Origin of the sequence: Sphingomonas sp. (genome assembly GCF_048595155.1) — a bacterium.
In the GTDB taxonomy this organism is placed as follows: domain Bacteria; phylum Pseudomonadota; class Alphaproteobacteria; order Sphingomonadales; family Sphingomonadaceae; genus Sphingomonas_I.
On record NZ_JBMDXN010000101.1, the window covers coordinates 134,734 to 160,258 of the forward strand.

28 protein-coding genes and 1 tRNA gene are annotated in these 25,525 nt (G+C 63.9%); 17 read left to right on the forward strand and 12 right to left on the reverse strand.

Going from position 1 to position 25,525, the window contains the following annotated elements; genetic code table 11:
* Positions 1-16 precede the first annotated feature (16 nt).
* The 7 genes from ACOJSI_RS15510 (at position 17) to ACOJSI_RS15540 (ending at position 6,753) form a co-directional block, all read left to right on the forward strand.
* The gene (locus ACOJSI_RS15510; protein ID WP_420139200.1) at positions 17-1,237 is read left to right on the forward strand and encodes a zinc-dependent alcohol dehydrogenase; all 1,221 of its coding nucleotides are present in this window, start codon (positions 17-19) and stop codon (positions 1,235-1,237) included.
* Positions 1,230-2,030 carry an SDR family NAD(P)-dependent oxidoreductase gene (locus tag ACOJSI_RS15515; protein ID WP_420139201.1) on the forward strand — a complete coding sequence of 267 codons (801 nt, stop codon included), beginning with the start codon at positions 1,230-1,232 and terminating at the stop codon, positions 2,028-2,030. The genes ACOJSI_RS15510 and ACOJSI_RS15515 overlap by 8 nt, the downstream gene beginning before the upstream one ends.
* Before the next feature lie 65 nt (positions 2,031-2,095).
* A complete protein-coding gene (locus tag ACOJSI_RS15520; RefSeq protein WP_420139202.1) occupies positions 2,096-2,968 on the forward strand; it encodes an NAD(P)-dependent oxidoreductase in 873 nt (290 codons plus the stop codon).
* A 36-nt stretch (positions 2,969-3,004) separates the two neighbouring features.
* The gene (locus ACOJSI_RS15525; protein ID WP_420139203.1) at positions 3,005-3,646 is read left to right on the forward strand and encodes an isochorismatase family cysteine hydrolase; all 642 of its coding nucleotides are present in this window, start codon (positions 3,005-3,007) and stop codon (positions 3,644-3,646) included.
* A gap of 115 nt (positions 3,647-3,761) precedes the next feature.
* On the forward strand, positions 3,762-5,105 hold the full coding sequence (gene gorA, locus ACOJSI_RS15530; protein WP_420139294.1) for a glutathione-disulfide reductase: 1,344 nt from the start codon (positions 3,762-3,764) through the stop codon (positions 5,103-5,105).
* A gap of 53 nt (positions 5,106-5,158) precedes the next feature.
* Positions 5,159-5,842 (forward strand): sulfotransferase family protein, encoded by a 684-nt coding sequence (locus ACOJSI_RS15535; protein WP_420139204.1) that lies wholly within the window; start codon positions 5,159-5,161, stop codon positions 5,840-5,842.
* Positions 5,827-6,753 carry a tyrosine recombinase XerC gene (locus ACOJSI_RS15540; protein ID WP_420139295.1) on the forward strand — a complete coding sequence of 309 codons (927 nt, stop codon included), beginning with the start codon at positions 5,827-5,829 and terminating at the stop codon, positions 6,751-6,753. The genes ACOJSI_RS15535 and ACOJSI_RS15540 overlap by 16 nt, the downstream gene beginning before the upstream one ends.
* Before the next feature lie 7 nt (positions 6,754-6,760).
* Here the strand turns inward: ACOJSI_RS15540 and ACOJSI_RS15545 are convergent, their stop codons facing one another.
* The 4 genes from ACOJSI_RS15545 to ACOJSI_RS15560 all read right to left on the reverse strand — a co-directional run bounded on the left by ACOJSI_RS15545 (position 6,761) and on the right by ACOJSI_RS15560 (position 10,657).
* On the reverse strand, positions 6,761-7,588 hold the full coding sequence (locus ACOJSI_RS15545; RefSeq protein ID WP_420139205.1) for an alpha/beta fold hydrolase: 828 nt from the start codon (positions 7,586-7,588) through the stop codon (positions 6,761-6,763).
* Entirely contained in the window at positions 7,539-8,453 is a 915-nt protein-coding gene (cysK, locus tag ACOJSI_RS15550) for a cysteine synthase A (RefSeq protein ID WP_420139206.1), read from the reverse strand. Before cysK ends, ACOJSI_RS15545 begins: the two co-directional genes overlap by 50 nt.
* Positions 8,450-9,727 (reverse strand): MFS transporter, encoded by a 1,278-nt coding sequence (locus tag ACOJSI_RS15555; protein WP_420139207.1) that lies wholly within the window; start codon positions 9,725-9,727, stop codon positions 8,450-8,452. Before ACOJSI_RS15555 ends, cysK begins: the two co-directional genes overlap by 4 nt.
* Before the next feature lie 78 nt (positions 9,728-9,805).
* Positions 9,806-10,657, reverse strand: coding sequence for an alpha/beta fold hydrolase (locus ACOJSI_RS15560; protein WP_420139208.1), 852 nt, complete (start codon positions 10,655-10,657; stop codon positions 9,806-9,808).
* Positions 10,658-10,984: 327 nt separating this feature from the next.
* Between ACOJSI_RS15560 and ACOJSI_RS15565 the strand changes: the two genes are divergently transcribed.
* Positions 10,985-12,109, forward strand: coding sequence for an FAD-dependent oxidoreductase (locus tag ACOJSI_RS15565; protein WP_420139296.1), 1,125 nt, complete (start codon positions 10,985-10,987; stop codon positions 12,107-12,109).
* A 4-nt stretch (positions 12,110-12,113) separates the two neighbouring features.
* Here the strand turns inward: ACOJSI_RS15565 and ACOJSI_RS15570 are convergent, their stop codons facing one another.
* Complete coding sequence (locus tag ACOJSI_RS15570; RefSeq protein ID WP_420139209.1) at positions 12,114-13,547, reverse strand: MFS transporter; 1,434 nt, start codon at positions 13,545-13,547, stop codon at positions 12,114-12,116.
* Between the two features lie 85 nt (positions 13,548-13,632).
* Between ACOJSI_RS15570 and ACOJSI_RS15575 the strand changes: the two genes are divergently transcribed.
* Together ACOJSI_RS15575 and ACOJSI_RS15580 are read left to right on the forward strand one after the other, a co-directional pair.
* Entirely contained in the window at positions 13,633-14,661 is a 1,029-nt protein-coding gene (locus tag ACOJSI_RS15575) for an aspartate-semialdehyde dehydrogenase (protein ID WP_420139210.1), read from the forward strand.
* 52 nt (positions 14,662-14,713) lie between these two features.
* A complete protein-coding gene (locus ACOJSI_RS15580; RefSeq protein WP_420139297.1) occupies positions 14,714-15,313 on the forward strand; it encodes a DUF2238 domain-containing protein in 600 nt (199 codons plus the stop codon).
* On the opposite strand, the gene ACOJSI_RS15585 is transcribed toward ACOJSI_RS15580, so the two are convergent.
* Positions 15,310-16,488: an NAD(P)/FAD-dependent oxidoreductase gene (locus tag ACOJSI_RS15585; protein ID WP_420139211.1), complete on the reverse strand. Its 1,179-nt coding sequence runs from the start codon at positions 16,486-16,488 to the stop codon at positions 15,310-15,312. The genes ACOJSI_RS15580 and ACOJSI_RS15585 overlap by 4 nt on opposite strands.
* Positions 16,489-16,551: 63 nt before the next feature.
* Between ACOJSI_RS15585 and ACOJSI_RS15590 the strand changes: the two genes are divergently transcribed.
* Positions 16,552-16,998, forward strand: coding sequence for a GFA family protein (locus ACOJSI_RS15590; protein ID WP_420139212.1), 447 nt, complete (start codon positions 16,552-16,554; stop codon positions 16,996-16,998).
* Positions 16,979-17,749 carry an alpha/beta fold hydrolase gene (locus tag ACOJSI_RS15595; protein ID WP_420139213.1) on the forward strand — a complete coding sequence of 257 codons (771 nt, stop codon included), beginning with the start codon at positions 16,979-16,981 and terminating at the stop codon, positions 17,747-17,749. Before ACOJSI_RS15590 ends, ACOJSI_RS15595 begins: the two co-directional genes overlap by 20 nt.
* A gap of 111 nt (positions 17,750-17,860) precedes the next feature.
* Here the strand turns inward: ACOJSI_RS15595 and ACOJSI_RS15600 are convergent, their stop codons facing one another.
* Both ACOJSI_RS15600 and ACOJSI_RS15605 read right to left on the reverse strand, forming a co-directional pair.
* Positions 17,861-19,300, reverse strand: coding sequence for an AMP nucleosidase (locus ACOJSI_RS15600; protein WP_420139214.1), 1,440 nt, complete (start codon positions 19,298-19,300; stop codon positions 17,861-17,863).
* Positions 19,300-19,782: a peroxiredoxin gene (locus ACOJSI_RS15605; protein WP_420139215.1), complete on the reverse strand. Its 483-nt coding sequence runs from the start codon at positions 19,780-19,782 to the stop codon at positions 19,300-19,302. The genes ACOJSI_RS15600 and ACOJSI_RS15605 overlap by 1 nt, the downstream gene beginning before the upstream one ends.
* Positions 19,783-19,855: 73 nt before the next feature.
* Here ACOJSI_RS15605 and ACOJSI_RS15610 point away from each other — a divergent pair, with 73 nt between their 5' ends.
* Positions 19,856-20,446 carry a YqgE/AlgH family protein gene (locus tag ACOJSI_RS15610; protein ID WP_420139216.1) on the forward strand — a complete coding sequence of 197 codons (591 nt, stop codon included), beginning with the start codon at positions 19,856-19,858 and terminating at the stop codon, positions 20,444-20,446.
* 101 nt (positions 20,447-20,547) lie between these two features.
* Entirely contained in the window at positions 20,548-20,790 is a 243-nt protein-coding gene (locus ACOJSI_RS15615) for a DUF6894 family protein (protein ID WP_420139217.1), read from the forward strand.
* 68 nt (positions 20,791-20,858) lie between these two features.
* On the opposite strand, the gene ACOJSI_RS15620 is transcribed toward ACOJSI_RS15615, so the two are convergent.
* Positions 20,859-20,935 (reverse strand) — tRNA-Arg (locus ACOJSI_RS15620).
* An 86-nt stretch (positions 20,936-21,021) separates the two neighbouring features.
* On the opposite strand from ACOJSI_RS15620, the gene ACOJSI_RS15625 reads away from it, so the two are divergent.
* The gene (locus tag ACOJSI_RS15625; RefSeq protein WP_420139218.1) at positions 21,022-21,522 is read left to right on the forward strand and encodes a hypothetical protein; all 501 of its coding nucleotides are present in this window, start codon (positions 21,022-21,024) and stop codon (positions 21,520-21,522) included.
* On the opposite strand, the gene ACOJSI_RS15630 is transcribed toward ACOJSI_RS15625, so the two are convergent.
* Entirely contained in the window at positions 21,519-22,052 is a 534-nt protein-coding gene (locus tag ACOJSI_RS15630) for a GNAT family N-acetyltransferase (RefSeq protein WP_420139219.1), read from the reverse strand. The genes ACOJSI_RS15625 and ACOJSI_RS15630 overlap by 4 nt on opposite strands.
* On the reverse strand, positions 22,049-23,044 hold the full coding sequence (hemB, locus tag ACOJSI_RS15635; RefSeq protein WP_420139220.1) for a porphobilinogen synthase: 996 nt from the start codon (positions 23,042-23,044) through the stop codon (positions 22,049-22,051). The genes ACOJSI_RS15630 and hemB overlap by 4 nt, the downstream gene beginning before the upstream one ends.
* Positions 23,045-23,136: 92 nt before the next feature.
* Here hemB and ACOJSI_RS15640 point away from each other — a divergent pair, with 92 nt between their 5' ends.
* The gene (locus ACOJSI_RS15640; RefSeq protein WP_420139221.1) at positions 23,137-24,060 is read left to right on the forward strand and encodes a YegS/Rv2252/BmrU family lipid kinase; all 924 of its coding nucleotides are present in this window, start codon (positions 23,137-23,139) and stop codon (positions 24,058-24,060) included.
* Positions 24,057-24,272: a DUF4169 family protein gene (locus tag ACOJSI_RS15645; RefSeq protein WP_420139222.1), complete on the forward strand. Its 216-nt coding sequence runs from the start codon at positions 24,057-24,059 to the stop codon at positions 24,270-24,272. Before ACOJSI_RS15640 ends, ACOJSI_RS15645 begins: the two co-directional genes overlap by 4 nt.
* 3 nt (positions 24,273-24,275) lie before the next feature.
* Here ACOJSI_RS15645 and ACOJSI_RS15650 read toward each other — a convergent pair whose 3' ends face one another.
* Complete coding sequence (locus ACOJSI_RS15650; protein WP_420139223.1) at positions 24,276-25,520, reverse strand: N-succinylarginine dihydrolase; 1,245 nt, start codon at positions 25,518-25,520, stop codon at positions 24,276-24,278.
* Between the last annotated feature and the right edge of the window lie 5 nt (positions 25,521-25,525).

Genomic DNA, 25,525 nt, shown 5'->3' on the forward strand with positions numbered 1-25,525 from the left:
TTCAAGGATACGCCGAATGCGCGCTCTTACCTGGCACGGCAAACACGACGTCCGCATGGAAACGGTGGACGATCCGGAGATCATCAATCCCCGCGACGCCATCATCAAGATCACGTCGACCGCCATCTGTGGTTCGGACCTTCACCTGTACGACCACTACATCCCGACGATGCAGACGGGCGACATTCTCGGCCACGAATTCATGGGCGAGGTGGTGGAAACCGGTTCGCGGTCGACGCTCAAGAAGGGGCAGCGCGTGGTAGTGCCGTTCACCATTTCCTGCGGCGCCTGCTATTTCTGCCAGAAGCATCAATATAGCTGCTGCGACAATTCCAACCCGGCTGACAATCAGGATATTTCGGAACTCGCCTACGGCAACCGCATGGCCGGCCTGTTTGGCTATAGCCATATGACCGGCGGCTATGCTGGCGGCCAGGCCGAATATGTGCGCGTGCCCTATTCGGATGTCGGCCCGATCGTGATTCCGGATGGCGTGGACGACGACAAGGTGCTGTTCCTGTCGGACATCCTGCCGACCGGCTGGATGGCGGCGGAGAATGCCGATATCGAGCCGGGCGATACGGTTGCGGTCTGGGGCTGCGGCCCGGTCGGCCTGTTCGCGATCCAGTCCGCTTTCCTGATGGGCGCGCGCCGCGTCATCGCGATCGACCATTTTCCGCGCCGGCTGGAGCTGGCCGCGAAGTTCGGCGCGGAGACGATCAACTTCAACGACACCAAGGTCTATGACGCGCTGATGGAGATGACCGGCGGGATTGGCCCCGACGCGGTGATCGACAGCGTCGGCCTGGAAGCGCACGGCCTGTTCGTCGACAACGTCATCGATCAGTTCAAGGTCTCGACCTTCCTCGGCACCGATCGCATCCATGCGCTGCGCCAGGTCATCCTGGCCTGCCGCAAGGGCGGGCGCGTGTCGGTCCCGGCCGTCTACGGTGGCTTCGTCGATAAATTCCCGATGGGCGCCTTCATGGAGAAGGGGCTGACGATGAAGACCGGCCAGACCCACGTTCAGCATTATCTGCCCGGCCTGCTCAACGCGATCATGGAGGACAAGGTGGATACCACCTTCCTCATCTCGCACCGCCTGCCGCTGGAGAATGCGCCCGACGGCTACAAGCTGTTCCACGACCATCAGGATGTCGCGACCAAGATCGTGCTCAAGCCCGGTCTGGAGAAGATCAACGTCGAAATGCCTACTTCGGAGAGCTACCATGGGTAACGGAAAGCTTGCGATCGTCACCGGCGCGTCAACCGGCATCGGCTTCGAAATCGCGCATCTCGCGGCGCAGGATGGCTATGATCTGCTGGTCGTTGCGGACGAACCATTGATCAACAATGCCGCCGATGACTTTAAGCGGCATGGCACCCAGGTGACCTCGATCGAGGCTGACCTCGCCACGTTCGAGGGCAATGATCAGCTGCTGGCTGCGGCGAATGGGCGGCCGATCGACGTGCTCGTGGCCAAGGCTGGTCGCGGGCTGGGCCGCGCCTTCGTCGACCAGGACGTCGCCGACTGGCGCCGTGTGATCGATACCAACGTCACCGGCACCACCTACCTTTTGCAGAAGGTGGCGCAGCAGATGCAGGCGCGTAACGAGGGCAAGATCCTGATCACTGGCTCGATCGCCGGCCTGATCCCCGGCGCGTATCAGGCTGTGTATAACGGCACCAAGGCCTATCTCGACAGCTTCTCCTACGCGCTGCGGGAAGAGCTGCGCGATACCGACATTACGGTCACCGTGCTGATGCCCGGGCCGACCGAAACCGAATTCTTCGACCGCGCCGACATGATGGATACGAAGGTCGGCGTCGATAAGAAGGAGGATCCGGCCGCCACCGCGAAGAACGGCTGGGAGGCCATGAATGCGGGCTCGGGCCATGTCGTCTCGGGCTGGATGAACAAGCTGCAGGCGGCGATCAGTCATATCACGCCGGACAGCGTCCTGGCGCACCGCCATACGATGATGGCGGAGCCCGGAACCGCCAAGGAGTCCAGCAACGCCGACCAATAAGGCCGGTGTGATAATTGGGGCCGCTCCGGTAGACGCCGGGGCGGCCTTTTCTATGGAGCGTGAGCATGAAGATCGGGTTTATCGGCCTCGGCAATATGGGCAGCGTGATCGCCCGCAACCTGATGAAGGCGGGGCATGAGGTCACTGTCTGGAACCGCTCGCCAGGCAAGGCCGATGCCCTCGTTGCCGACGGCGCCAGGCGCGCGGCAACGCCGGCTGAAGCCGCCCAAGGTGACGTAGTGCAGACGATGCTGGCCGACGACAAGGCACTGGAGGCGGTCGCTTTTGGCCCGGATGGCATCCTTTCTGCGCCGTCCACGGCAATCCATGTGTCGCACAGCACGATCAGCCTGAAGCTGGCTGAGCGGCTGGCCCAGGCGCATGCGGATCACGGATCGGTCCTGGTCTCGGCGCCGGTGTTCGGTCGTCCTGCTGCAGCGGAGGCAGCCAAGCTGTTTATCGCTGCGGCCGGACCGGCTGACGCGCTGGAGACCTGCCAGCCCGTATTCGATACGATCGGGCAGAAAACCTTCCGCATTGGCGATCATCCGCCTGCAGCGAATATCGTGAAATTATGCGGCAATTTCATGATCCTGGCGGCGGTGGAGGCGATGGCCGAGGCAATGACGCTGGCCGAGAAGAACGGCGTTGCCAAGGCGACGCTGCTGGAGGTTGCGACGGGCACCTTGTTCGGCTCGCCCGCCTACCAAATCTATGGCGACATCATGGTGCGCGATGCCTTCCGCCCCGCTGGTTTCGCAGCGCCGCTGGGCCTGAAGGATATGAACCTGGTGAGCGAAGCGGCGACCGCTGCGCGCGTGCCGATGCCCGCCTTGTCGGTGCTGCGCGACCATCTGATGGCGACGGTCGCGCGCGAGGGCGAGGAGATCGATTGGTCCGGCATCGCGAAAATTATCGCTGAAGATGCAGGTATTTAGACGGAAACGAACTCCCGCGCGCGCCGTTGATGGTCCATGGCCAAAAGCATATTGAACCAGGGACGAGCAACGGCGCCCTTTCGCGATGCTCCTCGCGGAAATACCGCTCTCCTGATCCTCGATATGATCACGGAAATGGATTTCACCGGTGCCGAGGCGATGTTGCGCGACACGATCAGTGCGTCGGATCGCATCCTGAAACTGCGCGAAGCGGCGGACAAGGCAAGGCTGCCCGTCATCTATGTGAATGACAATTTCGGCGAGTGGCATTCGGAGCGCTATCGGCTGGTCGAACGTGCGATGGCGAGCGACACATCGCGCGAATTCGTGGCCAAGCTCGCGCCGCGGGACGGCGATTATTTCATCATAAAGCCGCAATTTTCGGGCTTTTACGCGACCAATTTGCCGGTTCTGCTGCCTAAATTGGGGGTCGATCGGCTGGTCATAACGGGCGTTGCGGCTGATATTTGCGTGATGTTCACCGCCGCGGACGCGCATATGCGCGACTATTCGCTGTGGATTCCGGAAGATGCGGTGGCCGCGCAGACGCGGGAACGGCGGCGCTGGGCGTTGGAAATCATGAAGCAGAGCATGGGTGCGGAGGTGCGTCCGACCGACAAATTGACGCTCTCGCGCTGGACCAAACCGCCCAAGAAGAAGCCGGCCGAGCAGGATTGAGCGCCCCTCTTCGGGCGATTTGCGAACTGCATCGATGAGACTGAGCGCGCTTTCGCATTTGCGGGGGCGGGGAGCGCCGCCTACATCGCAGCCTTCCTTTTCATCGGAAGACATGATGGCAGAGTTCGACGTTGACCTTTTCGTGATCGGTGCGGGCTCGGGCGGGGTGCGCGCCGCGCGCGTAGCCGCGGGCCATGGCGCCAAAGTGGCGATTGCGGAGGAATATCGCGTCGGCGGGACCTGCGTCATTCGCGGCTGCGTGCCGAAGAAGCTGCTCGTCTACGGCGCCCATTTCGCCGAGGATCTGGCGGATGCGCGTCGCTTCGGCTGGAAGGTGCCCGACTGCGAGTTCGACTGGAAGACGCTGCGCGACAATGTGCTCAGCGAGGTTACCCGTATTTCCGGCATCTATGGCGAGACGCTGGAGAATAATAAGGTCGAGGTGATCCATGAACGCGCAACCGTGGCTGGGCCGCATGAGGTGAAGCTGGCCAGCGGCCGCACGGTCACCGCCAAATATATCCTGGTCGCCACCGGCGCGACCCCGGCCATTCCCGACATTCCGGGCAAGGAATTGGGGATCACGTCCAACGAAGCCTTCAACCTGGAGGCGATACCGAAGCGGATCGTGATTGCGGGTGCAGGGTATATCGCGAACGAATTTGCCGGCATTTTCCATGAATTCGGTGCGCGCGTGACACTGGTCAATCGCACCAATGTCATCCTGCGCGGCTATGACGAACAAATCCGGGATCGCCTGCTCCAGATCTCGAGCGGCAAGGGGATCAACTTCAAGTTCGATGCGGAGATCGAGCGGATCGAGAAGCAGGAGGACGGGTCCTTGCTCGTCTATATCGCCGATGATGATCCGATCGCCTGCGACGCGGTCATGTTCGCGACCGGCCGCCAGCCGCTGACCAATCTGGGGCTGGAGAATGCGGGCGTCGAGCTGAACGATCGCGGTGCGATCAAGGTGGATGACGACAACCGCTCCACCTGCGAGAGCATCTATGCGGTGGGTGACGTCACCGACCGTATCCAGCTTACCCCGGTCGCGATCCGCGAGGGCCAGGCGTTCTCCGACACGGTGTTCGGGAACAAGCCGCATCGGGTGGACTATGACAATGTGCCCTCCGCTGTTTTCAGCCATCCGCCGATGGCGGGAGTGGGCCTGACGGAAGGCAAAGCGCGCGAGAAATATGGCGCGATCAAAGTATTCACCTCCGATTTCCGGGCGATGAAAAATGTGCTGGCCGGTCGCAACGAACGCGCCTTGTACAAGATGATTGTACATCCGGAGACGGACGTCGTGCTCGGCCTGCACATGATCGGGCCGGATGCGCCGGAAATATTGCAAGCAGCAGCGGTGGCAGTGAAGGCCGGCCTGACCAAGCAGGCTTTCGATGACACGGTCGCACTTCATCCCAGCATGGCTGAAGAATTAGTCTTGATGCGGTAATGCCATCCTTGTCTCCCGGCGCCGCCCCTGCTTAGGTGACGCCGGGGGATTAGATGACTGATCTGGGTTATTTCTTTGTTTGCGGCGCAGCTAAATCCGGCACGACTTGGCTTCAGCGCGTGCTTGATTATCATCCCGAAGTGCAATCTTCGGGGGAGGGCCATTTCATCGAACGCTTCAGTGTCCCGCTGGCCCAGCTATTGCGGGATTATGCCAAGCATATGGGCGTCGTCTCTCGCCTGGTTTATGAGGGAACGCCTTTTTACCCGCCCGTCGCGCAGGCCGATCTCGACCGACTGGTGCGAAGCTTCATCCTCGATCGGCTGAAGACACGTCCGCTAAAGCCAGGCGTGCGCTGGATCGGCGACAAGACACCACGCTACACCCATGGGCTCCAGGCGCTGCTGCGGCTCTTCCCGCACATGCGCATCATCAATATCGTCCGGGATCCTCGCGATGTCGCGATCGCGCGGATGCATCATGCCCGTCGCTCCGGGGTATCCGAGCAGGTGGCGGAGGGCACCCGCGAGCGGCTCAGCTTCATCGGCGCCGGGGGACATGCCTGGGCATCGCCGGCGATTGGTCGGGCGGCTCGAGCCGGAGGCGCTGGCGGCATTGGAAAAATCCTGCGGAGACCTGATGCGCGCCAACGGCTATGCCTGAGCGATCAGGCTGAACCCTTCTGCTTCCGGGCGGCGCGGACTTGTCCTATGGTAAGGCGGTGGCACCGGCATTGACCCTGGATACGCATCCGGCCTTCGCGGATACGGCCGCGTGGGAAGCGCATCTGCGGCAGGATCGGCGTCGTTCCGAACATACGATCCGCGCTTACGGTGCCACGGCGCGACGGCTCGTCCAGTTTCTGGGCCAGCATCGGGGTAGCGCGATCAGTCGCAGCGATCTCGCCGGCGTGGATGCAGCGGACCTGCGCGCCTTTTTGGCGGCCCGTCGTAGCGAGGGGCTGGCCAACGCGTCTGCGGCACGCGAGTTGTCAGCGCTGCGCGGTTTTTTGGCCTATGTCGCGAAGGGCGATGGGGCTGCTGCCCCGCCGCGGTTACGTGGGCCGCGCGTGAAGAAGGGCGTGCCCCGGCCGGTTTCCCCCGCCGACGCTATCGCCATCGCGGACGATGCCGAGGATGAAGCGCGGGAGCCCTGGATCGGTTTGCGCGACCGGGCGGTGCTGCTGTTGCTCTATGGCGCAGGCCTGCGGGTGGGCGAGGCGATGTCCCTGACGGGAGCGGTGCTGCCGCTGGGCGAGACACTGATCGTCACCGGCAAGCGTGCCAAGACGAGGATGGTGCCGCTGCTAGCGCCCGTGCGCGAGGCCATCCAGCTCTATCTCGATGCGTGCCCCTGGGGCGTCAGCCGCGACCAACCCATTTTTCGCGGGGCCAAGGGTGGCCCTCTTTCGGCTGACCTCATCCGACGCGCCGTACGTGCCGCGCGGGCGCGACTGGGGCTCGGCGATCGCACGACGCCGCATGCCTTGCGCCACAGTTTTGCGACCCATCTGTTGGGCCGTGGGGCGGACTTGCGGTCGTTGCAGGAGCTACTCGGCCATGCCAGCCTGTCCTCGACGCAGGTCTATACCGGCGTCGATGCGGCTCATCTGCTGGACGTCTATCGCAACGCGCACCCGCGGGCGTGATGGACAGTCAGGCGGTGCGTCCGCTGGCTCGCTCGATCAAGGCGGCGATTTCCCCGGGATGGGACAGCAGGGAGACGTGGCTCGATCGCAGTTCAATCGTCGACGCTTTCATCCGCGCCGCCATGAAGCGCTGTAGATCCGGATTGATCGTCCGATCCTCGGTCGAAACCGCATAGAAGCTGGGTTTGCTGCGCCACGCGGCCTGGCTGGTACGCCCGGTGAGGAGGGGCTTCAGAAACGGCTGCTGTACGGCGAACAGCGCTTTCGCGCGTGCCTTTGGAAGATCTCCGGCAAAGTCGCTGAGAAACGCCTCTTCGCTCAGCCGCCCCTCATCCCCGTCATAGACGATGCCGGCGGATGCGGGCGGGGCGGGGTAACGGGTGGCGAGCGCACCATAATCTTCGCCCGCATCCGGTGCCCGCGCCGCCACATAGACGAGAGCAGACACGGAGGGGTGGACACCTGCTTCCGTCACGATCATTCCCGAGAAGGAATGGCCGGCGAGAACCGTGGGGCCATCCTGGCGGTCAAGGACCTTGCGGCAGGCGGCTACCGCATCGTCCAACGTGGTCAACGGGTTCTGAACGGAGGTGACGTTAAGCCCTCGCGCCTGAAGGCGAGGTATAACCTCCGACCAGCTCGACCCATCGGCAAACAAACCGTGGACCAATACGACGTTCTTAGCCGGCCGCGGCTTGGCCGCCGGCTGCGCTTTCAGCGCTGTTCCGGCGGCGGCCGCCGCGACAAGACTTGCGAGAAGGGTTCTGCGGTCCGCTTTCACGCGCTTATTCCGGGAGGAAATCCGGCACGGACAAGTAACGCTCACCCGTGTCATAGTTGAAACCGAGGATGCGGCTGCCGGGCGCGTCCTTGAGCTTCTGCGAGATGGCGGCCAGGGTTGCGCCCGAGGAGATGCCGACCAGCAGGCCTTCCTGGCTCGCCGAACGACGCGCAAATTCCTTCGCATCGTTCGGATCGACCTGGATCACGCCGTCCAATGCCCCGGTGTGGAGATTGGCGGGAATGAAGCCGGCGCCGATGCCCTGGATCGGGTGCGGGCCGGGCTGGCCGCCCGAGATCACCGGCGACAAGGTGGGTTCGACCGCGAAGGTCTTGAGGTTCGGCCAGACCTGCTTCAGCGTCTCGGCGACGCCGGTGATGTGCCCGCCGGTGCCGACGCCCGTGATAATCATGTCGATCGGCGTGTCGCGGAAATCGTTGAGAATTTCCTGCGCGGTGGTGCGCACATGCACGTCGATATTGGCGGGGTTTTCGAACTGCTGGGGCATCCAGCTGTTGGGAGTCTCGCCGATGATCTCGATCGCGCGCTCGATCGCGCCCTTCATCCCCTTTTCGCGCGGGGTCAGATCAAAGGTGGCTCCGTAAGCGAGCATGAGACGACGCCGTTCCAGCGACATGCTCTCCGGCATCACCAGGATGAGCTTGTAGCCTTTGACCGCCGCGACCATTGCAAGGCCGACGCCGGTATTGCCGGACGTGGGTTCGACGATGGTCCCGCCTGGCTTCAAGTCTCCGGACTTTTCCGCCGCCTCGATCATGGCCAGCGCGATGCGATCCTTGATCGAACCGCCCGGATTGGCACGTTCGGACTTGATCCATACCTCGGCGTCGCCGAACAGCCGCTGGACGCGGATGTGCGGCGTGTTGCCGATCGTTTCGAGAACGCTGTTCACTTTCATTTTGCCATCTCCTGGCCTGGAATATTCTCAAGGGTCTTGGGGGGATCGAATGTACGCGCCTGTACCAATTCCGGAAACAGTCGGGACCATAATATGGTTACACCGATAGCGCCGAAGCCACCGAGTACGACGGCCGGCACGGCGCCGATCAGTGCCGCCAGGAAGCCGCTTTCGGCCTCGCCCAGCTCGTTGGAGCCGGAGATGAACAGCGTGGAGACGGCGCCGACCCGGCCGCGCATGTCGTTCGGCGTCCAGATCTGGATCAGCGACTGACGAACATAGACGGACAGCATGTCGCAGGCACCCAGCACGGCCAAGCAGACCAGCGATAAAGGCACCCAGCGTGACAGTCCGAACCCGATCGTGGCAGCGCCGAAGAGCGCGACCGCGAAGAGCATCTTCACACCGACATTATGCTTCAGCGGCTTGATCGAGAAATAGAGCGCCATCGCGGCCGATCCCAGCGCGGGCGCCGCACGCAAATGGCCGAGCCCCTCAGCACCCACTTTGAGAATATCGCGCGCATAGATGGGAAGCATGGCGGTGGCGCCGCCGAGCAGAACCGCGAAAAGATCGAGGCTGATCGCACCCAGGACGACCCGGTTGTGGCGAACATAGTGTAGGCCGTCGATCATCTGGCGCCATGGGTTGGCCTTGCGATCCAGCGTCGTCTTGGGGATCGGCCGGATGAACATCATCGATGCCGCGGCGATCAGGAACAGCCCGGCGGAGACGGTATAGGGCAGCCAATGTCCGGCGGCATAGAGGTAGCCGCCAAGCGCCGGCCCCCCGATCGCGCCGACCTGCCAGGCGATGGCGGATGCCGCGATCGCGGTTGGTAACACCGCCGCAGGAACCAGATTGGGTGCGAGCGCGCCGATCGCGGGGTTGGCGAAAGCACGGCAAATGCCCAGCAAGATCGCGACGACGTAAATGGCAGGCAGGGTGGTGCTGTCATGCCAACCCAGTAGCGCCAGCCAGCCGGCACAGGTCGCTTCGGCCAGCAGCACGATGCGTGCGATCCAACGTCTATCGACCCGATCCGCCGTCCAGCCGGTGACCAGAGTCAGGACGGCGAGCGGAACGAACTGCGCAATGCCGACCATGCCGAGTTGGAAGGCGGCTTCCTTGGGCGACATCGTGCGACGGGCGATGTCATAGACCTGCCAGCCGATGACCACGACCATGGCATTCTGGGCGATCGTGGTGCTGAACCGCGTAAGCCAGTAGAAGCGGTAGTCGCGGAAGGAAAAAGGGGACGGCGTTTTCGTCATTGATATGCTCTTGGCGCGGGCAACCTCGGCTCGCAACCGAGATTAACCCACTGCTGCACTAGGTTTTCTACATCCGTATCATAGCCGTCCGTTCAGGGGCTGATCCGTGTTACTGATGAAGCGGATAAGGTCCCGCGTCAGCCGCTCCTTGGCTGTGACGGTCAGGCCATGCGGCTCCCCTTCATATTCGATGAGCTGCGCGTGGGGGATTGCGCGGGCGGCGGCGCGGCCTGAGATCTCAATGGGGACAGTCTGATCCGCGGTGCCATGGACGATCAGGGTCGGGACGGTGAATGCGGCGAGATCGGCACGGAAGTCGGTTTTGCCGAACGCGTCGATGCAATCCAGCACACCCTTGATGCCGGCTTGCGATGCGAGCCGTTCGAAATGGTGCAGCACCTGCTCGCTGACCGGGCTGGAGATGAAGCCGACCCCGTAAAAAGCTTTGGCGAAGTGCGCAAAGAAAGCGGCGCGATCCTTGCGGATCGGCGCTTTCATCTGATCGTCGAAAATGGCGGCGTCGACACCGTCCGGATTGCTATCGTCCTTCAGGAGGTAGGGTACGACCGAGGCGACCAAGGCGACGCTGCGTACCCGTTTGCCGCCATGGCGGGACATGTAGCGTGCGATCTCCCCGCCGCCCATGGAGAAGCCCACCAAAGTTGCATCGTCGACGCCGGTTACTTCCAGCACCTGCGAAAGATCGTCCGCCAACGTATCATAGTCGTAACCGTCCCATGGCTGGCTCGACCGCCCGAAGCCCCTGCGGTCATAGGCGATGACGCGATGGCCTGCTTCGGCAAGCGCGAGGGCCTGATCTTCCCAGCTGTCCGCGTTCAATGGCCAGCCGTGGATCAACACGATCGGACGACCCGAACCCCAATCCTTTACGTAAAGGTCCACGTCGTCATGCGTGTTGATGTAGGGCATCGGTCACCTCCGGCAGTTAGGAATGTACCAAACGCGCGATATGCGGATCGGCCTCACTCTTTGCTACCGTGAGGTCGCATGTCAGGCTGGGGCCGGTCTGCCACTCCATTGCCATATGGGAGCGGTCCTTATAGTGCGCGGCGGTCGCGAAAAACGGCTGCCTGTGGTTCATATAAGAAGTCCGCAGGTTCCCGCGTACACGTCGCCCTGCTTTCGCAGGGCCGACCAGCGTCTCCAGACCAACCGCGTGCGTGGAAATGCCGCGGTCATCGGAGCGCATTCATGTCACAGAAAATCGCTATCGTAGGTGCGGGCCTGGGTGGCTTGATGCTCGCTCGTGTCCTTTATCGACATGGGATCAATGCCACGATCTACGAAGGCGAGGCATCGCCGGCCGCCAGGAAGCAGGGAGGGCCGCTCGATATCCATGCCGATAGCGGTCAACGTGCGATCGAGGCCGCGGGGCTGACCGACCAATTCTTGCCGCTCGTCCGCCCAGGCGAAGACGCCAAGCGCGTAGTAGACAGACATGGAAGAATATTGCTGGATCGTGCGGGCGATCCGTCATCGTCCCGGCCGGAGGTTGATCGAGGGACACTCCGTGCCCTGCTGATTGGTTCGCTCCCCGGAGGCACGATCCGATGGAACCACAAAGTGGCGGCGGTGGGACCTTCAAAAAACGGCCGCCAAGCGATCGCCTTCGTGCAAGGGACCGTCGCTTCGGCAGACTTGATCGTTGGTGCCGACGGCGCCTGGTCGAAGGTCAGGCCGCTCCTGACCGATGCCGCACCCGCCTATTCGGGCATTTGTTTTATCGAGATAGGGCTTGCCGCCGGTGACAGCCGCTATGCGGCAAGCATCGCAGCGGTCGGTACGGGCACCCTGATGGCAATCGCGCCCGGCCGAGCCATCCTGGTTCACCGCAATGCGGACGGCAGCGTTGCAGGCTATGCCGCGTTGGAGGAACCGGAGGATCGTATCCGCGCTCCCGAATTCGCCGATGTTCAGGCGGGGCTGGCCATGCTCGCCGAGCGATTCAATGGCTGGGCACCGCACCTGACCGATTTTATCACCGGAAGCTTCGCCGAGCCGACACGGCGGCCGATCTATGCTCTTCCCCCGGACATAGGTTGGCAGCAACGCGATGGCATGACCCTCGTCGGGGACGCGGCACACCTCATGTCGCCATTCGCGGGCGAGGGCGCCAATCTCGCCCTGTATGACGGCGCAGAGCTTGCTCTCTCGATTGCGGCAAGTCCCGACGATTTCGGCGCAGCCGTGGCCCGGTATGAATCTTCCCTATTCGAGCGAAGCGGCCGGGCCGCCCGGCAATCCGCCCGTAACCAAGACTTGTTCTTCGGCGCCACGGCACCGGGCAGCGTGGTCGATCTGTTTCGGCCGGCTCGCAGGGGTTCGGGTAGCGGAGCGCGCCCGGTCGATCCGGCGACATGAGAGATCAGGCAGCGCCGACGTCGCCATGGCTGCCGGGTTGGGCCGTGCTTACCTCCCGGGCGGACGGATTGCGGATCGACGGGCGCAGGCGGGAAAGGCTGCAGATGCCCGCAGTGATCGTAAGGCCGCAGGCAATGAGCGGCGGAATGAAAGACGTTCCGAAGCCGAGCGCGAGCATGGTGGCAACGCCGGTCGCACCCATCGTCTGGCCGACGAGCCGGGTGGTGGAGACCAATCCGCCCGCCGAGGCGGCCCGATCGCGCGGCGCCGAGCCGACGATGAGGCGCGCATTGGGCGAGAGGAACAGGCCGAAGCCCGCGCCGCACAAGGCCATGCGCCAGGCGACGTCAAAATATTGGGGGTGGGCCGGCAGGAAGGAGAGCAGAACGAGGGCAATGGTGGCGATCGTCATGCCGATGCCGCCCAGCAGGCCCGCCGGATAGCGATCGGACAGCGTGCCCGCGATCGGCGCGACGATCATGGTCGTCAGCGGCCAGGGGGCGAGCATTGCCCCCACTTCGCTGGGCGCAAACCCGTAACCGTGCTGCAGGCGGAAGGGCAATGAGAGGATCAGCGTCTGCGAGGCGAAGAAGGCCATGAAGGCGCCCGCGACCGAAAGCGCCAGTACCGGGCGCACCAGCAGGTCCACGGGCAGGATCGGGAAGGGTTCGCGCCGTTCGTGAAAGACGAGCGCGAAGCCGAACAGTAGGCCGATCACCACCAGCGCCGCGCTGACCACCGGCGAATTGCCGTGGACGAGCGCTTCGAGCCCGGCGATGACCAATCCGAAAGTCGCCATGTTGAGCATCGCGCCGGCCAGGTTATAGCTTCCCGCGATCGGCGGCACGTCCGGCAGCGCCCACCGGCCAAGCGCGAGCGAAAGGATTGCGAAGGGGGCGGCAATGGCGAATACCCACGGCCATGGAGCGACCGAAAGGATCAGGCCGCCGGCGGTGGGCGCCATCGCAGCCGAAACCGAACCCATGATGTTGTTGAGACCCAATCCGCGGCCGAGATGCTTGGCCGGATAGACCCGACGGATCATCGCCGCCATCACGGAGAGCGCGGCGGCCGCGCCGGTTGCCTGAAGCGCCCGGACGACCAGCAGGAAGCCGAGGCTGTGGGCGAAGAAGCACAGGATGGTCGCGATCGTAAAGACAAGCTGGCCACCCTGGTAGAGCCGCTTGAGGCCGATCCGATCGCCCAATGCCGAAAAGGGCAGTAGCGCCATTACGAGCACGAGCTGGTAGACGGTTACCACCAGCACCGCCGAAGAGCCGTCGACCCGCAGATCGCGCGCAATGGTAGGCAAGGCCACCGTCGCGATCGCGCCGTCGATGATGGTCAGCATCGTGCCGAGACTGATCGCCGCTACCGCGAAAAAGAGGCGGCGACCCTGCAATCCGCCGCCGATCGGTTCGACATGGCTCGCTTTCATGGACGCAAAGAATTCCTCGGGTGGACGTGGCTGGACATGACAGCCGTTATGCCTATTGCCGCGCACGTCAAAGGAGCAGAAGACAATGGGTTACCGTGTGGTTGTAGCGGGCGCGACCGGCAATGTCGGGCGCGAAATGCTCAACATCTTGGCCGAGCGGGAGTTTCCTGCCGATGAAATCGCCGTCCTGGCATCGTCCCGTTCGGCAGGCGACGTGATCGATTTCGGCGAGACCGGTAAGAAATTGACCGTGCGCAACATCGAACATTTCGATTGGGCCGGCTGGGACATGGCTCTTTTCGCGATCGGTTCGGAAGGCACGAAGAAATATGCGCCGATCGCGGCCGCGGCGGGCTGCACGGTGATCGACAACAGCTCGCTCTACCGCATGGATCCGGACGTGCCGTTGATCGTGCCGGAAGTGAATGCCGAGGCGATCGACGGCTATCGCAAGCGCAACATCATCGCGAACCCAAATTGCTCGACCGCGCAGATGGTGGTGGCGCTGAAGCCGCTGCATGACGCCGCGACGATCAAGCGCGTCGTCGTCGCGACCTATCAGTCCGTTTCCGGCGCGGGCAAAGCGGGCATGGACGAATTGTTCGAGCAGAGCCGCAACATCTTCGTCGGCGACCCGGCCGAGCCCAAGAAGTTCACCAAGCAGATCGCGTTCAACGTGATCCCGCATATCGACAGCTTCCTGGACGATGGATCGACCAAGGAAGAATGGAAGATGGTGGTCGAGACCAAGAAGATCCTGGATCCCAAGATCAAGGTAACGGCGACCTGCGTGCGCGTGCCCGTATTCGTCGGCCATTCCGAAGCGATCAACATCGAATTCGAAGATGAGATCAGCGCGGCCAAGGCCAAGTCGATCCTGCGCGAGGCGCCCGGCATCATGCTGGTCGATAAGCATGAGGATGGCGGCTACGTCACCCCGATCGAATGCGTCGGCGAATATGCGACCTATATCAGCCGCGTCCGAGAGGATCCGACCGTCGATAGCGGGATCAGCCTGTGGTGCGTCAGCGACAATCTGCGCAAGGGCGCGGCATTGAACGCGGTCCAGATTGCCGAGCTGCTCGGCCGACGCCATCTGCAGAAAGCGGCGTAAGGCTTTGAACTATCTGCGCAGCTGGGGTGCCCTGCCGGCGTCTCAGCTGAGCATGATCGTCGCGTTGGCAGTGGCGGTGATCGCGGCGAATATTCGTCAGCCTTACCCCGATATCGCGCCCTTGCAGCATATCCCGACGCTGTTGCTGATACTGGCGGCGCCGTTGCTGCTGCGCCGTTGGCCGCTTTCCAAGGGCGCGGTCGGCAGCGTGCTGGCCTTCTTCCTGCTGCACACATTTGCGGGGCGATATACCTATTCGAACGTGCCCTATGAGGCGTGGGGCCGGGCGCTGTTCGACGTCTCGATCAATCAGACCTTCGGTCTCACGCGCAACAATTTCGATCGGCTGGTCCATCTGAGTTTTGGTCTGTGCGCAGTGCTGCCGTTTGCGGAGCTTGCCCGGCGCTATGGTGGGATGGGGTGGAAGGCGGCGGTGCTGAGCGCGTTCCTGTTCGTCGGCGCGGTCAGCGCGCTGTACGAGGTGTTCGAATGGTGGCTGACGCTGGTTCTCGCGCCGGGCATGGCGGACGATTATAACGGCCAGCAAGGCGACGTGTGGGACGCCCAGAAGGACATGGCGATCGCGATGCTCGGCGGCGCGTTGGCATCGGCCTGGTTGCTGGTGCGGGGCGTGCGAGCACCCGCTAGTTAGATCGTCTGGGCCGCTGCCCAGCCGCTGGCCCAGGCCCATTGGAAATTATAGCCGCCGAGCCAGCCGGTCACGTCGACGGCTTCGCCGACGAAATAGAGGCCGGGCAGATGGCGCGCCGCCATCGTCTTGGATGAGAGGCCGTCGGTCGAAACGCCGCCGACGGTGACCTCTGCCTTGGCGAAACCTTCGGTGCCGTCCGGCTGGAATTGCCAGTCGGCGAGTTTGGCTTCGATGTCCCGCAACTGGGCGTCCCGCTGTTCATCGAGCGGCGTATCGATGGCGAGCCGATCGGCGAGCACGGCGGCGAGGCGATCCGGCAGCAGAGTGCCCAACACCGACCGAAGCGTCGCGCGGGGGCGGGTGCGCTTGGCGTCGGTCAGCCAGTTCGGCCGGCCGGGCAGGAAGTCGATGCCGATCGGTTGCCCGTGGCGCCAGTAAGAGGAGACCTGCAGGATGGCGGGGCCGGAGAGGCCGCGATGGGTGAACAAAGCGGCTTCGGCGAAGGCGGCCTTGCCGGCACGAGCGACGACCGGCGCGGCGACGCCGGACAAAGAGCGGAACAATGCCTCATCCTGCGGCAAAGTCAGCGGCACCAAGGCCGGCCGTGGTTCGACCACCTTCAGCCCAAACCGGCGGGCGAGATCATAAGCGAAGCCGGTCGCGCCGATCTTGGGAATGGACGGGCCACCGGTCGCAACGACGAGCGCAGGCGCGGCCGCGGTGCGATCCCCATAGCGGACGGTGAAACCGGCATCGGCATGGGTGAGGTCCGCGATCGCGTTGCCAAGGTGGAGCGTGACGTCGCCCCCCGCGCATTCGTCCAGCAGCATCGCCACGATCTGCCGCGCGGAGCCGTTGCAGAAGAGTTGCCCGAGCGTCTTTTCATGCCAGGCGATATGATGCCGTTCGACCATGTCGAGGAAGTCGCGGGCGGTGTAGCGGCTCAGCGCCGAGCGGGCATAATGGGGGTTGGCCGAGAGGAAGCGATCGGGCGCGGTGCCGAGATTGGTGAAGTTGCATCGGCCACCGCCGGAGATGAGGATCTTCTTGCCCGCCTCGTCGGCGTGATCGAGCACGAGCACACGCCGCCCGCGTTGCCCGGCGACGGCGGCGCACATGAGGCCGGCGCCACCTGCACCCAGGATGATCGCATCATATCGTTCGGAACCGGCCATTCCCCGCCGTGGCATGGGTCGCGCCGTCTTGCCAGCGGGTCTGCGCAGTGCCAACGCTTGCGCATGAGCGAGACCATGACCGGGGGCTGCCAGTGCGGGCGGGTGCGCTACGCGGTGCAGATCGAAAGCGACGACGCCTATCTATGCCATTGCACGATGTGTCGCCATGCGACCGGCGGCGCATCGATCGCCTTCGTCAGCGTCTCGCTGGAAAATGCGACCTGGACCCAGGAGCCCGATTGGTATCGATCCTCGCCGATCGCGGAGCGGCCTTTCTGCGCCGCCTGCGGGACGCCGCTGGGCTTCCGGTTCGTCGACGATGCCAAGAATATGGACGTCACGGTTGGATCGTTCGACGATCCGTCCCGATTCAAGCCGGTGCATAATTATGCGACCGAAAGCATCCTGCCGGCCTGGCAGGATACGTCCCACCTTCCGGGCATGCGCTCGGACGAAAATTCCAATGTCACGGAGCGATGGATGAAGAGCGTTGGCAAGCTCCCCGGCTGATTTTCCCGTTCGCCACTTTCGCAGCGCAGACGGCCTCGACCTTGCCTATCGGGAGATGGGGGAGGGGCGGCCGCTCATCCTGATCCACGGCCTGTTTTCGAACAGCTGGGTCAACTGGATCCGCTACGGCCATGCGCAATTGCTGGTGGAGCGCGGCTTTCGCGTGATCATGCCGGACCTGCGCGGCCATGGCGAAAGCGCCGCACCGCATGATGCGGCCTCCTATCCGCCGGACATATTGGCGCAGGACGGGCTGGCGCTGGTGCGACAGCTGGGCCTGACCGATTATGACCTGGGCGGCTATTCGCTCGGCGGGCGGACGACCCTGCGCATGCTGGTCGATGGGGCGCAGCCGCGCCGCGCCGTCCTGGCCGGCATGGGGCTGGCGGGCATATTGGATGTGCATCAGCGACGCGGCTTCTTTCGCCACGTGCTGGAACATCTGGGCAATCATAAGCGCGGATCGGGTGCCTGGCTGGCGGAGGGCTTCCTGCGGACGACCGGTGGCGATGCCCAGGCGATGCTGCCGCTGCTCGACAGTTTCGTCGATACGACCGAGCAGGAGATTGCGGGGATCATCATGCCGGTGCTCGTGCTGGCGGGTGTCGACGATCATGACAATGGATCGGCGGCGGACCTGGCAGAGGTGCTCCCCAACGGGCGTCTGGCGGAAATCCCCGGCAATCACATGACGAGCGTGCTGCGGCCCGAACTGGGCCAGGAGATTGCGGACTTTTTGCTCGATACTTAGGGCTCGGCGCGAGCTGCCCATCCGTTCGTGCTGAGCCTGTCGAAGCACGGTCCTTCGCCTTGCGAAGAACAGCCCTTCGACAGGCTCAGGGCGAGCGAAGAAGCTAAGCCCTTACCGGAAGGGCGGCTCGTTAAAGGCGCGCAGCTTGCGGCTGTGGAGCTGATCACCGGCAAGCTTCAGTTCGTCGATGGCGGCGATGCCGATGCGCAGATGCTCGGCGATGGCGCGCTCATAGAAGCGGTTGGCTTGGCCGGGCAGCTTGATCTCGCCGTGGATCGGCTTGTCGGACACGCACAGCAATGTGCCGTACGGCACGCGGAAGCGAAAACCCTGCGCCGCGAGCGTGGCCGATTCCATGTCGATCGCGACCGCGCGGCTCTGGCTGAAGCGCAACGCCGAACTGGTGTAGCGCAGCTCCCAATTGCGATCGTCGGTTGTCACGACGGTGCCGGTGCGCAGGCGCGCCTTGAGCTGATCGCCGCTCTCACCGGACACGCGTTCCGCCGCTCGGCCGAGGGCCAGCTGGACCTCCGCGATGGCGGGTACCGGGATTTCCGGCGGCAGCACATCGTCCAGGACATGGTCATCGCGCAGATAAGCGTGGGCCAGAACATAGTCGCCGATCCGCTGGCTCGGGCGCAGGCCGCCGCAATGACCGATCATCAGCCACGCTTCAGGCCGGGTGACGGCGAGGTGATCGGTGATCGTCTTGGCATTGGACGGGCCGACGCCGATATTCACCAGGCTGATCCCGGAGCGATCGGGCGCGACCAGATGATAGGCCGGCATCTGGTGACGGCGCCAGGCGCTGTCGGCGATGGCACGGGCGGGGTCGGGATCACCGGGGCGGATTTCCAGGCCGCCGGCGCCGCTCAGCATCGTATAGCCCTTGCCGGCGTCCAATTCACCGCAGGCCCACGTCACGAATTCATCGACGTAGCGATGATAGTTGGTGAACAGGACATACTTTTGCACATGGGCGGGCGGGGTGCCGGTATAGTGGCGCAAGCGCGCGAGGCTGAAATCGGTCCGGCCTGCTTCGAACAGAGCGAGCGGGCGCGGCGCCGTGCCGGGGATGGCGGTGCCGTCGGCAATCTCGTCGCCAATGTGGGCGAGTTCGGTGGCGGGGAAGATGCGGGCAAGCTCGACCGCGGCGGCACCCGTCAGATCGATCTCCGAATCGAGCACATAAGGATACGCGATCTCTTCATCGCTGCGCCCGACGCTGACCTCGGCGCCGTAATCCTCGATCAGATAATCGAGCTGCTCGGCGAGATAGTCGCGAAAGAGCGCCGGCTGGGTGACGCTGATCGCATAGTCTCCCGGCACGTGCAGTCGACCGAACGCGCGGCCCGGCGCGGTCGACGCGGGCGTGCCGTCATAGCGGACGCGGACTTCGGGATAGCAGAAGGCGCCGGCGGCGCGGGTCGCGGGATCGGGACGCTCGCCGGTGGCGATATAGCGCGACAAGGCGGCGCGCAGCATCGCAACCGATTCGCGGTACAGCGCTTCGAGCGCGTCGACGTGGGCAAGGCTCTGGGCTGACGGCATCAGAGCTCCGTCAGCATGTGATCGGCCGCGCTGACCCGGAATTCGCCCGGCGCCTCGACGAACAGCTTTTCCACGACATTGTCGTTCACGACCATGGCGAAGCGCTGGCCGCGCGTGCCCATGCCAAAGGCGCTGCCGTCGAAATCGAGGCCGAGCGCCTTCACGAATTCGGCGTTGCCGTCTGACAACAAGGTTACCTTGCCCTCGGCCCGCGCGCTCTTGCCCCAGGCGGCCATGACGAACACGTCGTTCACCGCCATGCCGACAATCTCGTCAATGCCCTTGACCTTGAGGGCGTCCGCCTTTTCGATGAAGCCGGGCAGATGCCGCGCCGAGCAGGTCGGGGTGAAGGCGCCCGGTACGGAGAAGAGGGCGATGCGGCGTCCGGCAAAATATTCGTGCAAATCCACCTTGTCCGGACCGTTTTCGGTCATCCGCGCCAGGCTGGCGGGGGGCAGCGTATCGCCAACAGCTATTGTCATGGCTGATCTCCTTTGTTGCCTCCTATCAGCCGGATCGGGAACCCGGAAGGCCGGCGGAGCGGTTGGAGCAAAGATGATCGATGACTATAACAGCGTGATGGCATCTGAAGAATTCAGCTCGCTCGCCGGGGAATTGCTGCTGGCGCTTCCCGGTATTGGTGACCCGCGCTTCGCGCAGGCGGTGATCGCGATGTGTCTGCATCAGCCCGACGGCGCGATGGGGGTTGGCATTGGCCAATTGGTGCCGGGGCTGAAGCTGCATGCGCTGCTGCGCCAGCTGGAGATCGATCCCGGCGCGGCCCCGGATGCGCCGATCCATTTAGGCGGACCGGTCGATCCGCAGCGGGGATTCGTGCTGCATTCGCCCGATTGGCGCGGCGAGGACACGCTGACCATCTCTCCGACCCTGTCGCTTACCACGACGCTGGACGTGCTGCGGGCGATTGCCGGCGGCGAAGGGCCGGATCGTTGGCTGATCGCGCTGGGCTATGCCGGCTGGGGGGAAGAGCAGCTGGATGAGGAAATGCAGCGGCATGGCTGGCAGACGGTGGCGGCGAATGACGAGCTGCTGTTCGAGACACCGGTCAAGGAACGCTGGCCACGTGCGTTCGCCGCAGCCGGGATCGACGTACGGCTGCTAGCGCCGACCAGCGGCCACGCCTGATCGTTTCGGCAACCTGCCGCTTGCCTGGCAAATCAGCGGCAAGAAGCGCGTAAAGTCTTCAATTTACGCAACAAGATGCGCCTGCCGCGCATTGATGCCGCATGCCTCGATATTTCTTCGATCTGAACGAGTGCGGCGATATCGTCGAAGATGTCGAGGGGCATGATCTGTCGAACGAACGTGTGGCACGGGACATCGCGATCAAATTCGCGCGCTCGATCATGGTGGCGGAAGTGGCGGACGGCCGGCTCTGCCTTGGCTGCCGCATTCTGGTCCGGGGAGAGGACGGGCAGCTGGTGCTGGAAGTCCCGTTCAAAGATGCAATCACGATCAGCGGCTTGTGAAGCGCTTCTCTTGTGACGACCCACCCAACGCTTGTTTGAACAAGCGATCGGCAGATCGTCAGAAGAGGTGGCGCGCCCGGAACGCTTCGAACGTCCGACCCTCAGATTCGTAGTCTGATGCTCTATCCCGCTGAGCTACGGGCGCCTGCGGATGCACCCCCTAGTCGACCGATTTGTGCGGCGCAACCCCATGCGTTGCTTCCATGAAGATCGATCAGTAGTGGAATGGCCGTGCGCACCACTTTTCTTCCCCCCATCCTATCCGTCCTGCTGGTCCTGCCAGGCTGTGCGAGCCAGATCGCCGCGCCGTCGCTCGGGCCGCGCGCGGTAGAGAAACAGCCGATCGATATGCCGTTGATGGATGGCAGCGAGGCCGAACAGCCGGCCGACGCCGCCCTGACGCAGCGTATCGCATCCCTGGTGGCGGCCGCCGAAGCAGGACAAAAAGATTTTGTGGAGCATCAGGCGGCTGCGGCGGCGGCGATCAGCCGCGCGGCGGGCGCGGGCGTAGGCAGCGATGCCTGGATCGCCGCGCAGGAGGCACTGACGTCGCTTGATTCGGCGCGCGGGGCGACCCGCGACGCGGCAGCTTCGTTGGACGCTTTGCGGGAGGATCCTGCCAATGCAGCACCGGGAAATCGCAACGCGATCGAAGCGGCGGCCGCACAGATCACGCAAATCGCACAGGCGCAGAGCCGTGCGGTCGGTGAGCTTTCGGCGAAGCTGAACTAGCGCGGTCGCGCGATCGTGTAGACGATGTGCCGATGGAGCGGATGGCCATCGGGGAAGAGCGGGTGCCCAAAGTCGTGGTCCGGATCGCGCACCATGCCGATCCGCTCCATCAGTCCCCAACTACGGCGATTCGCCGGTACCGTCATCGCGATCACCCGTGACAGCGCGGTTTCACGCCAGCACCACCGTAGGGTGGCGAGCGCCGCTTCGCGCGCATAGCCTTGGCCCCAGACCTGTTCGTCGAGGCGCCAACCAATCTCCACCTCGCCATCCACCGGCAGTGAAGACGTGACAACGTTGGGACCGCAAAAGCCCAACACTGCCCTATCGGCGCGGCGTTCCATCGCCCAGAAGCTGAAACCATGCTGATCCTGCTTGGCACAGGCACGATCGATCGCCGCGTCGGCCTGTTCGGGGCTGATAGGTCCGCCCAGATGGGCCATGACAGCGGGTGAGCGGCACAAGGCGGCGAAGGCTGCGCGATCACCGCCACGCCAGGGGCGCAACAGCAGACGCGCGGTTTCGATCATGTCCTCAGCAGACGTGCGGCATGCGCCGCGTGATAGGTGAGGATACCGGAGCAGCCGGCCCGCCGGAAGGCGAGTAGCGTCTCCAGCACCAGCGCGTCGCGATCACCGGCGCCAGCCGCAACCGCCGCCTCGATCATCGCATATTCCCCTGACACCTGGTACGCGAAGACAGGCACTTCGAAACGCTCCTTCACGCGGCGGATGATGTCGAGATAGGGCAGTCCCGGCTTTACCATCACGGTGTCGGCGCCTTCTGCGAGATCAAGCGCGACCTCGCGGAGCGCTTCTTCCGCATTCGCCGGATCCATCTGATAGCCCCGCTTGTCGCCCTTGAGCAGTCCGCCTGAGCCGACTGCGTCGCGAAACGGCCCGTAGAAAGCGGAGGCATATTTGGCGGCGTAGGCCATGATCTGGACATCGTGGAAACCTTCCGCCTCCAAGGCGATACGGATCGCGCCGACGCGCCCGTCCATCATATCCGACGGCGCGATGATGCTGGCCCCAGCGCGTGCCAGGACGAGCGCCTGCTCCACCAATACGGCCATGGTCTCATCATTGAGCACGCGGCCGCGATCATCGACGATCCCGTCATGACCATGGGCGGTATACGGATCCAGGGCGACATCGGTGAGAATGCCGATGTCGGGAACGGCTGCGCTGATGGCCCGCGTTGCGCGACACATCAGATTGTCAGCGTTGGTGGCTTCCTCACCCCGCTCGGATCGCAGATGAGCCGGCGTGTTCGGGAACAGCGCGATGCACGGAATGCCGAGCTCTGCAGCTTCCTTCGCGCGCGCAACGATATTATCAACCGACCAACGCGATACGCCGGGGAGGGTGAGGACCGGCTCCTCAACCTGCTCTCCTTCGGTAACGAACAGCGGCCAGATCAGATTGGCAGGGGAGAGGGAGGTTTCGGCCACCATCGCGCGGCTCCAGCGCGAAGTGCGGGTGCGGCGCAGGCGAAGCGACGGATAGGAGGATTGGGTCATCGCGTCGTCCTAAACGTTATCGGGCAAGACGGTAGCGATTCGCTGGGTGAAAAGACCGGAGGCCGCATTGCAGCGCCTGCGCGCAGCTTCAAATGAGTGACGCATCCGAAATGGTTCGCAGACGTTGGGTGGGTGTGAACAAGCTCCCACGCACCGCCGCCCTGATCGTCAACACGAAATCGCGGATCGGGCAGGATGCCTTCCGCGAGGCTTGCCGCCTGCTACGAGAAGGGGGCGTGGAACTGCCGATCGCCGAGGCGGTGGAAGACCCCTCCAAGCTTTCCGATGAGGTCCGCAAGGCGGTGGAGGCCAAGGTGCCGATGGTGATCGTCGGCGGGGGTGACGGCTCCATCTCGTCCTCGGTAGACTATGTTGTGGGTACGGATACTGTCTTTGCGCTGTTGCCGCTGGGAACGGCCAACAGCTTCGCCCGGACTGTGAACATCCCACTGGATGTTGCCGGCGCGGTCGGCGTGATCACGGGTGGGCAGTCCAAGAAGATCGATCTCGGCATGATCGATGACGATTATTTTGCCAATTGCGCCGCGATCGGCCTGTCGCCGCTGATCGCCGAGTCCGTCCCACACGGATTGAAGAAATGGCTGGGCCGGCCAGGCTACCTGGCCTGGGCGGCGTTGCAGATGGCGCGCTTCAAGCCCTTCCGCCTGAAAATCAGCGAAGGTGACGAGGTCACGGAGATGGATGCGCTGGAAGTACGGATCGCCAATGGGCGTTTCCATGGCGGCGCCGAACTGGTCGAGACGGCGGTCGACGACGGCGAGATCGTTATTCAGGTGATTGAGGGGAGGCTGCCGCTGAAGCTGTTGTGGAGCTGGGGGATGAGCCTGGGTGGGCCGAGTCAGGTCAAGGGCACGGTGCGGGAGTTCCGAGGCCGTCAGTTCCGGGTTGTCACGGATCCGCCGCTGTCCATCTCGATCGACGGCGAAGTGCTCGCCAAGACCCCAGTAGCCGCAAAGGTCGCCCGGCGCGTGATTTCCATGGCGCTCCCCGCGTGACCGGAGACGTCATCAACCTGCGGCAGATGCGCAAGGCGAAGCTGCGGCGGGAGAGCGAACAGGCCGCCCAGCAGGCGCGGGCCTATCATGGCCGCACGAAGGCAGAACGGGCGGCGACAAAGTCCGAGACCGAACGGCTGGATCGACGCATCACGGGAAGCCGGATCGAAACGCCGGGCCAAGGCAGCCCGGAAAAGGGCGGCAGCTCCTGACCCTCAGACGAGCTCGGTCAGCCTCAGCATTTTCAACAGGGCGGCGCGCGCCTCGCCGAGCCTGACCCAAAGCGCGGGATTCTCGAGATCCTCAGGCAGAATTTGCTCCGGCCAATGCTCCTCAATGAGATGCGCAACGCGCTCGAGTTTTGCATCATCCGCCAGAAAGCGGGGATCAATCGTCGCGGGATCCGCCACGACCCGCAGCCGCAAGCAGGCAGGACCGCCGCCGTTGGCCATGGATTGACGCACGTCCACCAGCTCCAGTCGCCGGATCGGGCCGTTGCCAGCGACCATCTTCTCCAGCCATGTCCAAACCGCAGGCGTCTCGCGCGCCTCTGCCGGAAGGATCAGCGCTTGACCGCCCTGCGGGAGCGTGACCAGCTGCGCATTGAAGAGGTAGGAGCGGATCGCATCGTCCAGCGAGACCTCTGCGGCCGGCACCTCCACGATGGTCACATCAGGCAACAGCCGCCGCAATTCCGCATAAACATCAGCCGGTTGGGCAAAGGCTTGCTCATGGGCGAACAGCGTCAGCCCGTCGGCCACCGCGACCACATCGTTGTGGAAGGCGCCCGCCGCGATCGCCGCCTCCGACTGAGCGATATGGAGAGTCCGGACAGGATCCAATTGGTGCGCGCGGGCAATGGCGCGTCCGGCTTCCGCATGTTGGCGAACGGGGAAGCCGCCACCGCCGACACCATGGACGAATATCTCGACGCCGGCGGAGTCGGTTGTGGCCGCAAGCCGCATATGGTTGGCCGCACCCTCATCGCCAAAGGGGGGCGGGACGGGGGCGTGCACCTGAAAAGCCGGATGGGCGAACGCCAGCCGCAACTGCGCGAGTGTTTGCGGCCATTCATGGCTGCGGTGGGGCATCGTCATCAGATTGGCGACTGTCAGGTGACAGCGCCCATCCCCCGCGTCCGCCGCAGGCGAGACGGTCGCCGCATTGGCCGCCCACATGGGTGAAGCTGACAAGGCGGCGGCGCGAAGCCATGCGGGCGCGCTCGCGGCGTCGGTCCCAAGGCTGGCCAGCCAGACATGATCCGGCCGGGCGTGCGGCAGCAACAGGCCCTGGCGTAATCCCAAAGCGATGTTGGCTCGCATCTTGGCGATGCCTTCCAACGCAGCTGCCCGTGGAAAGGAGGCGCGGCCGGCATTGGCGCTGGCAGCAAGATTGCCGGGGCTCAGACCGGCATAATTATGGCTGGGACCAACGATGCCGTCGAAGTTGATCTCGATCATGACGG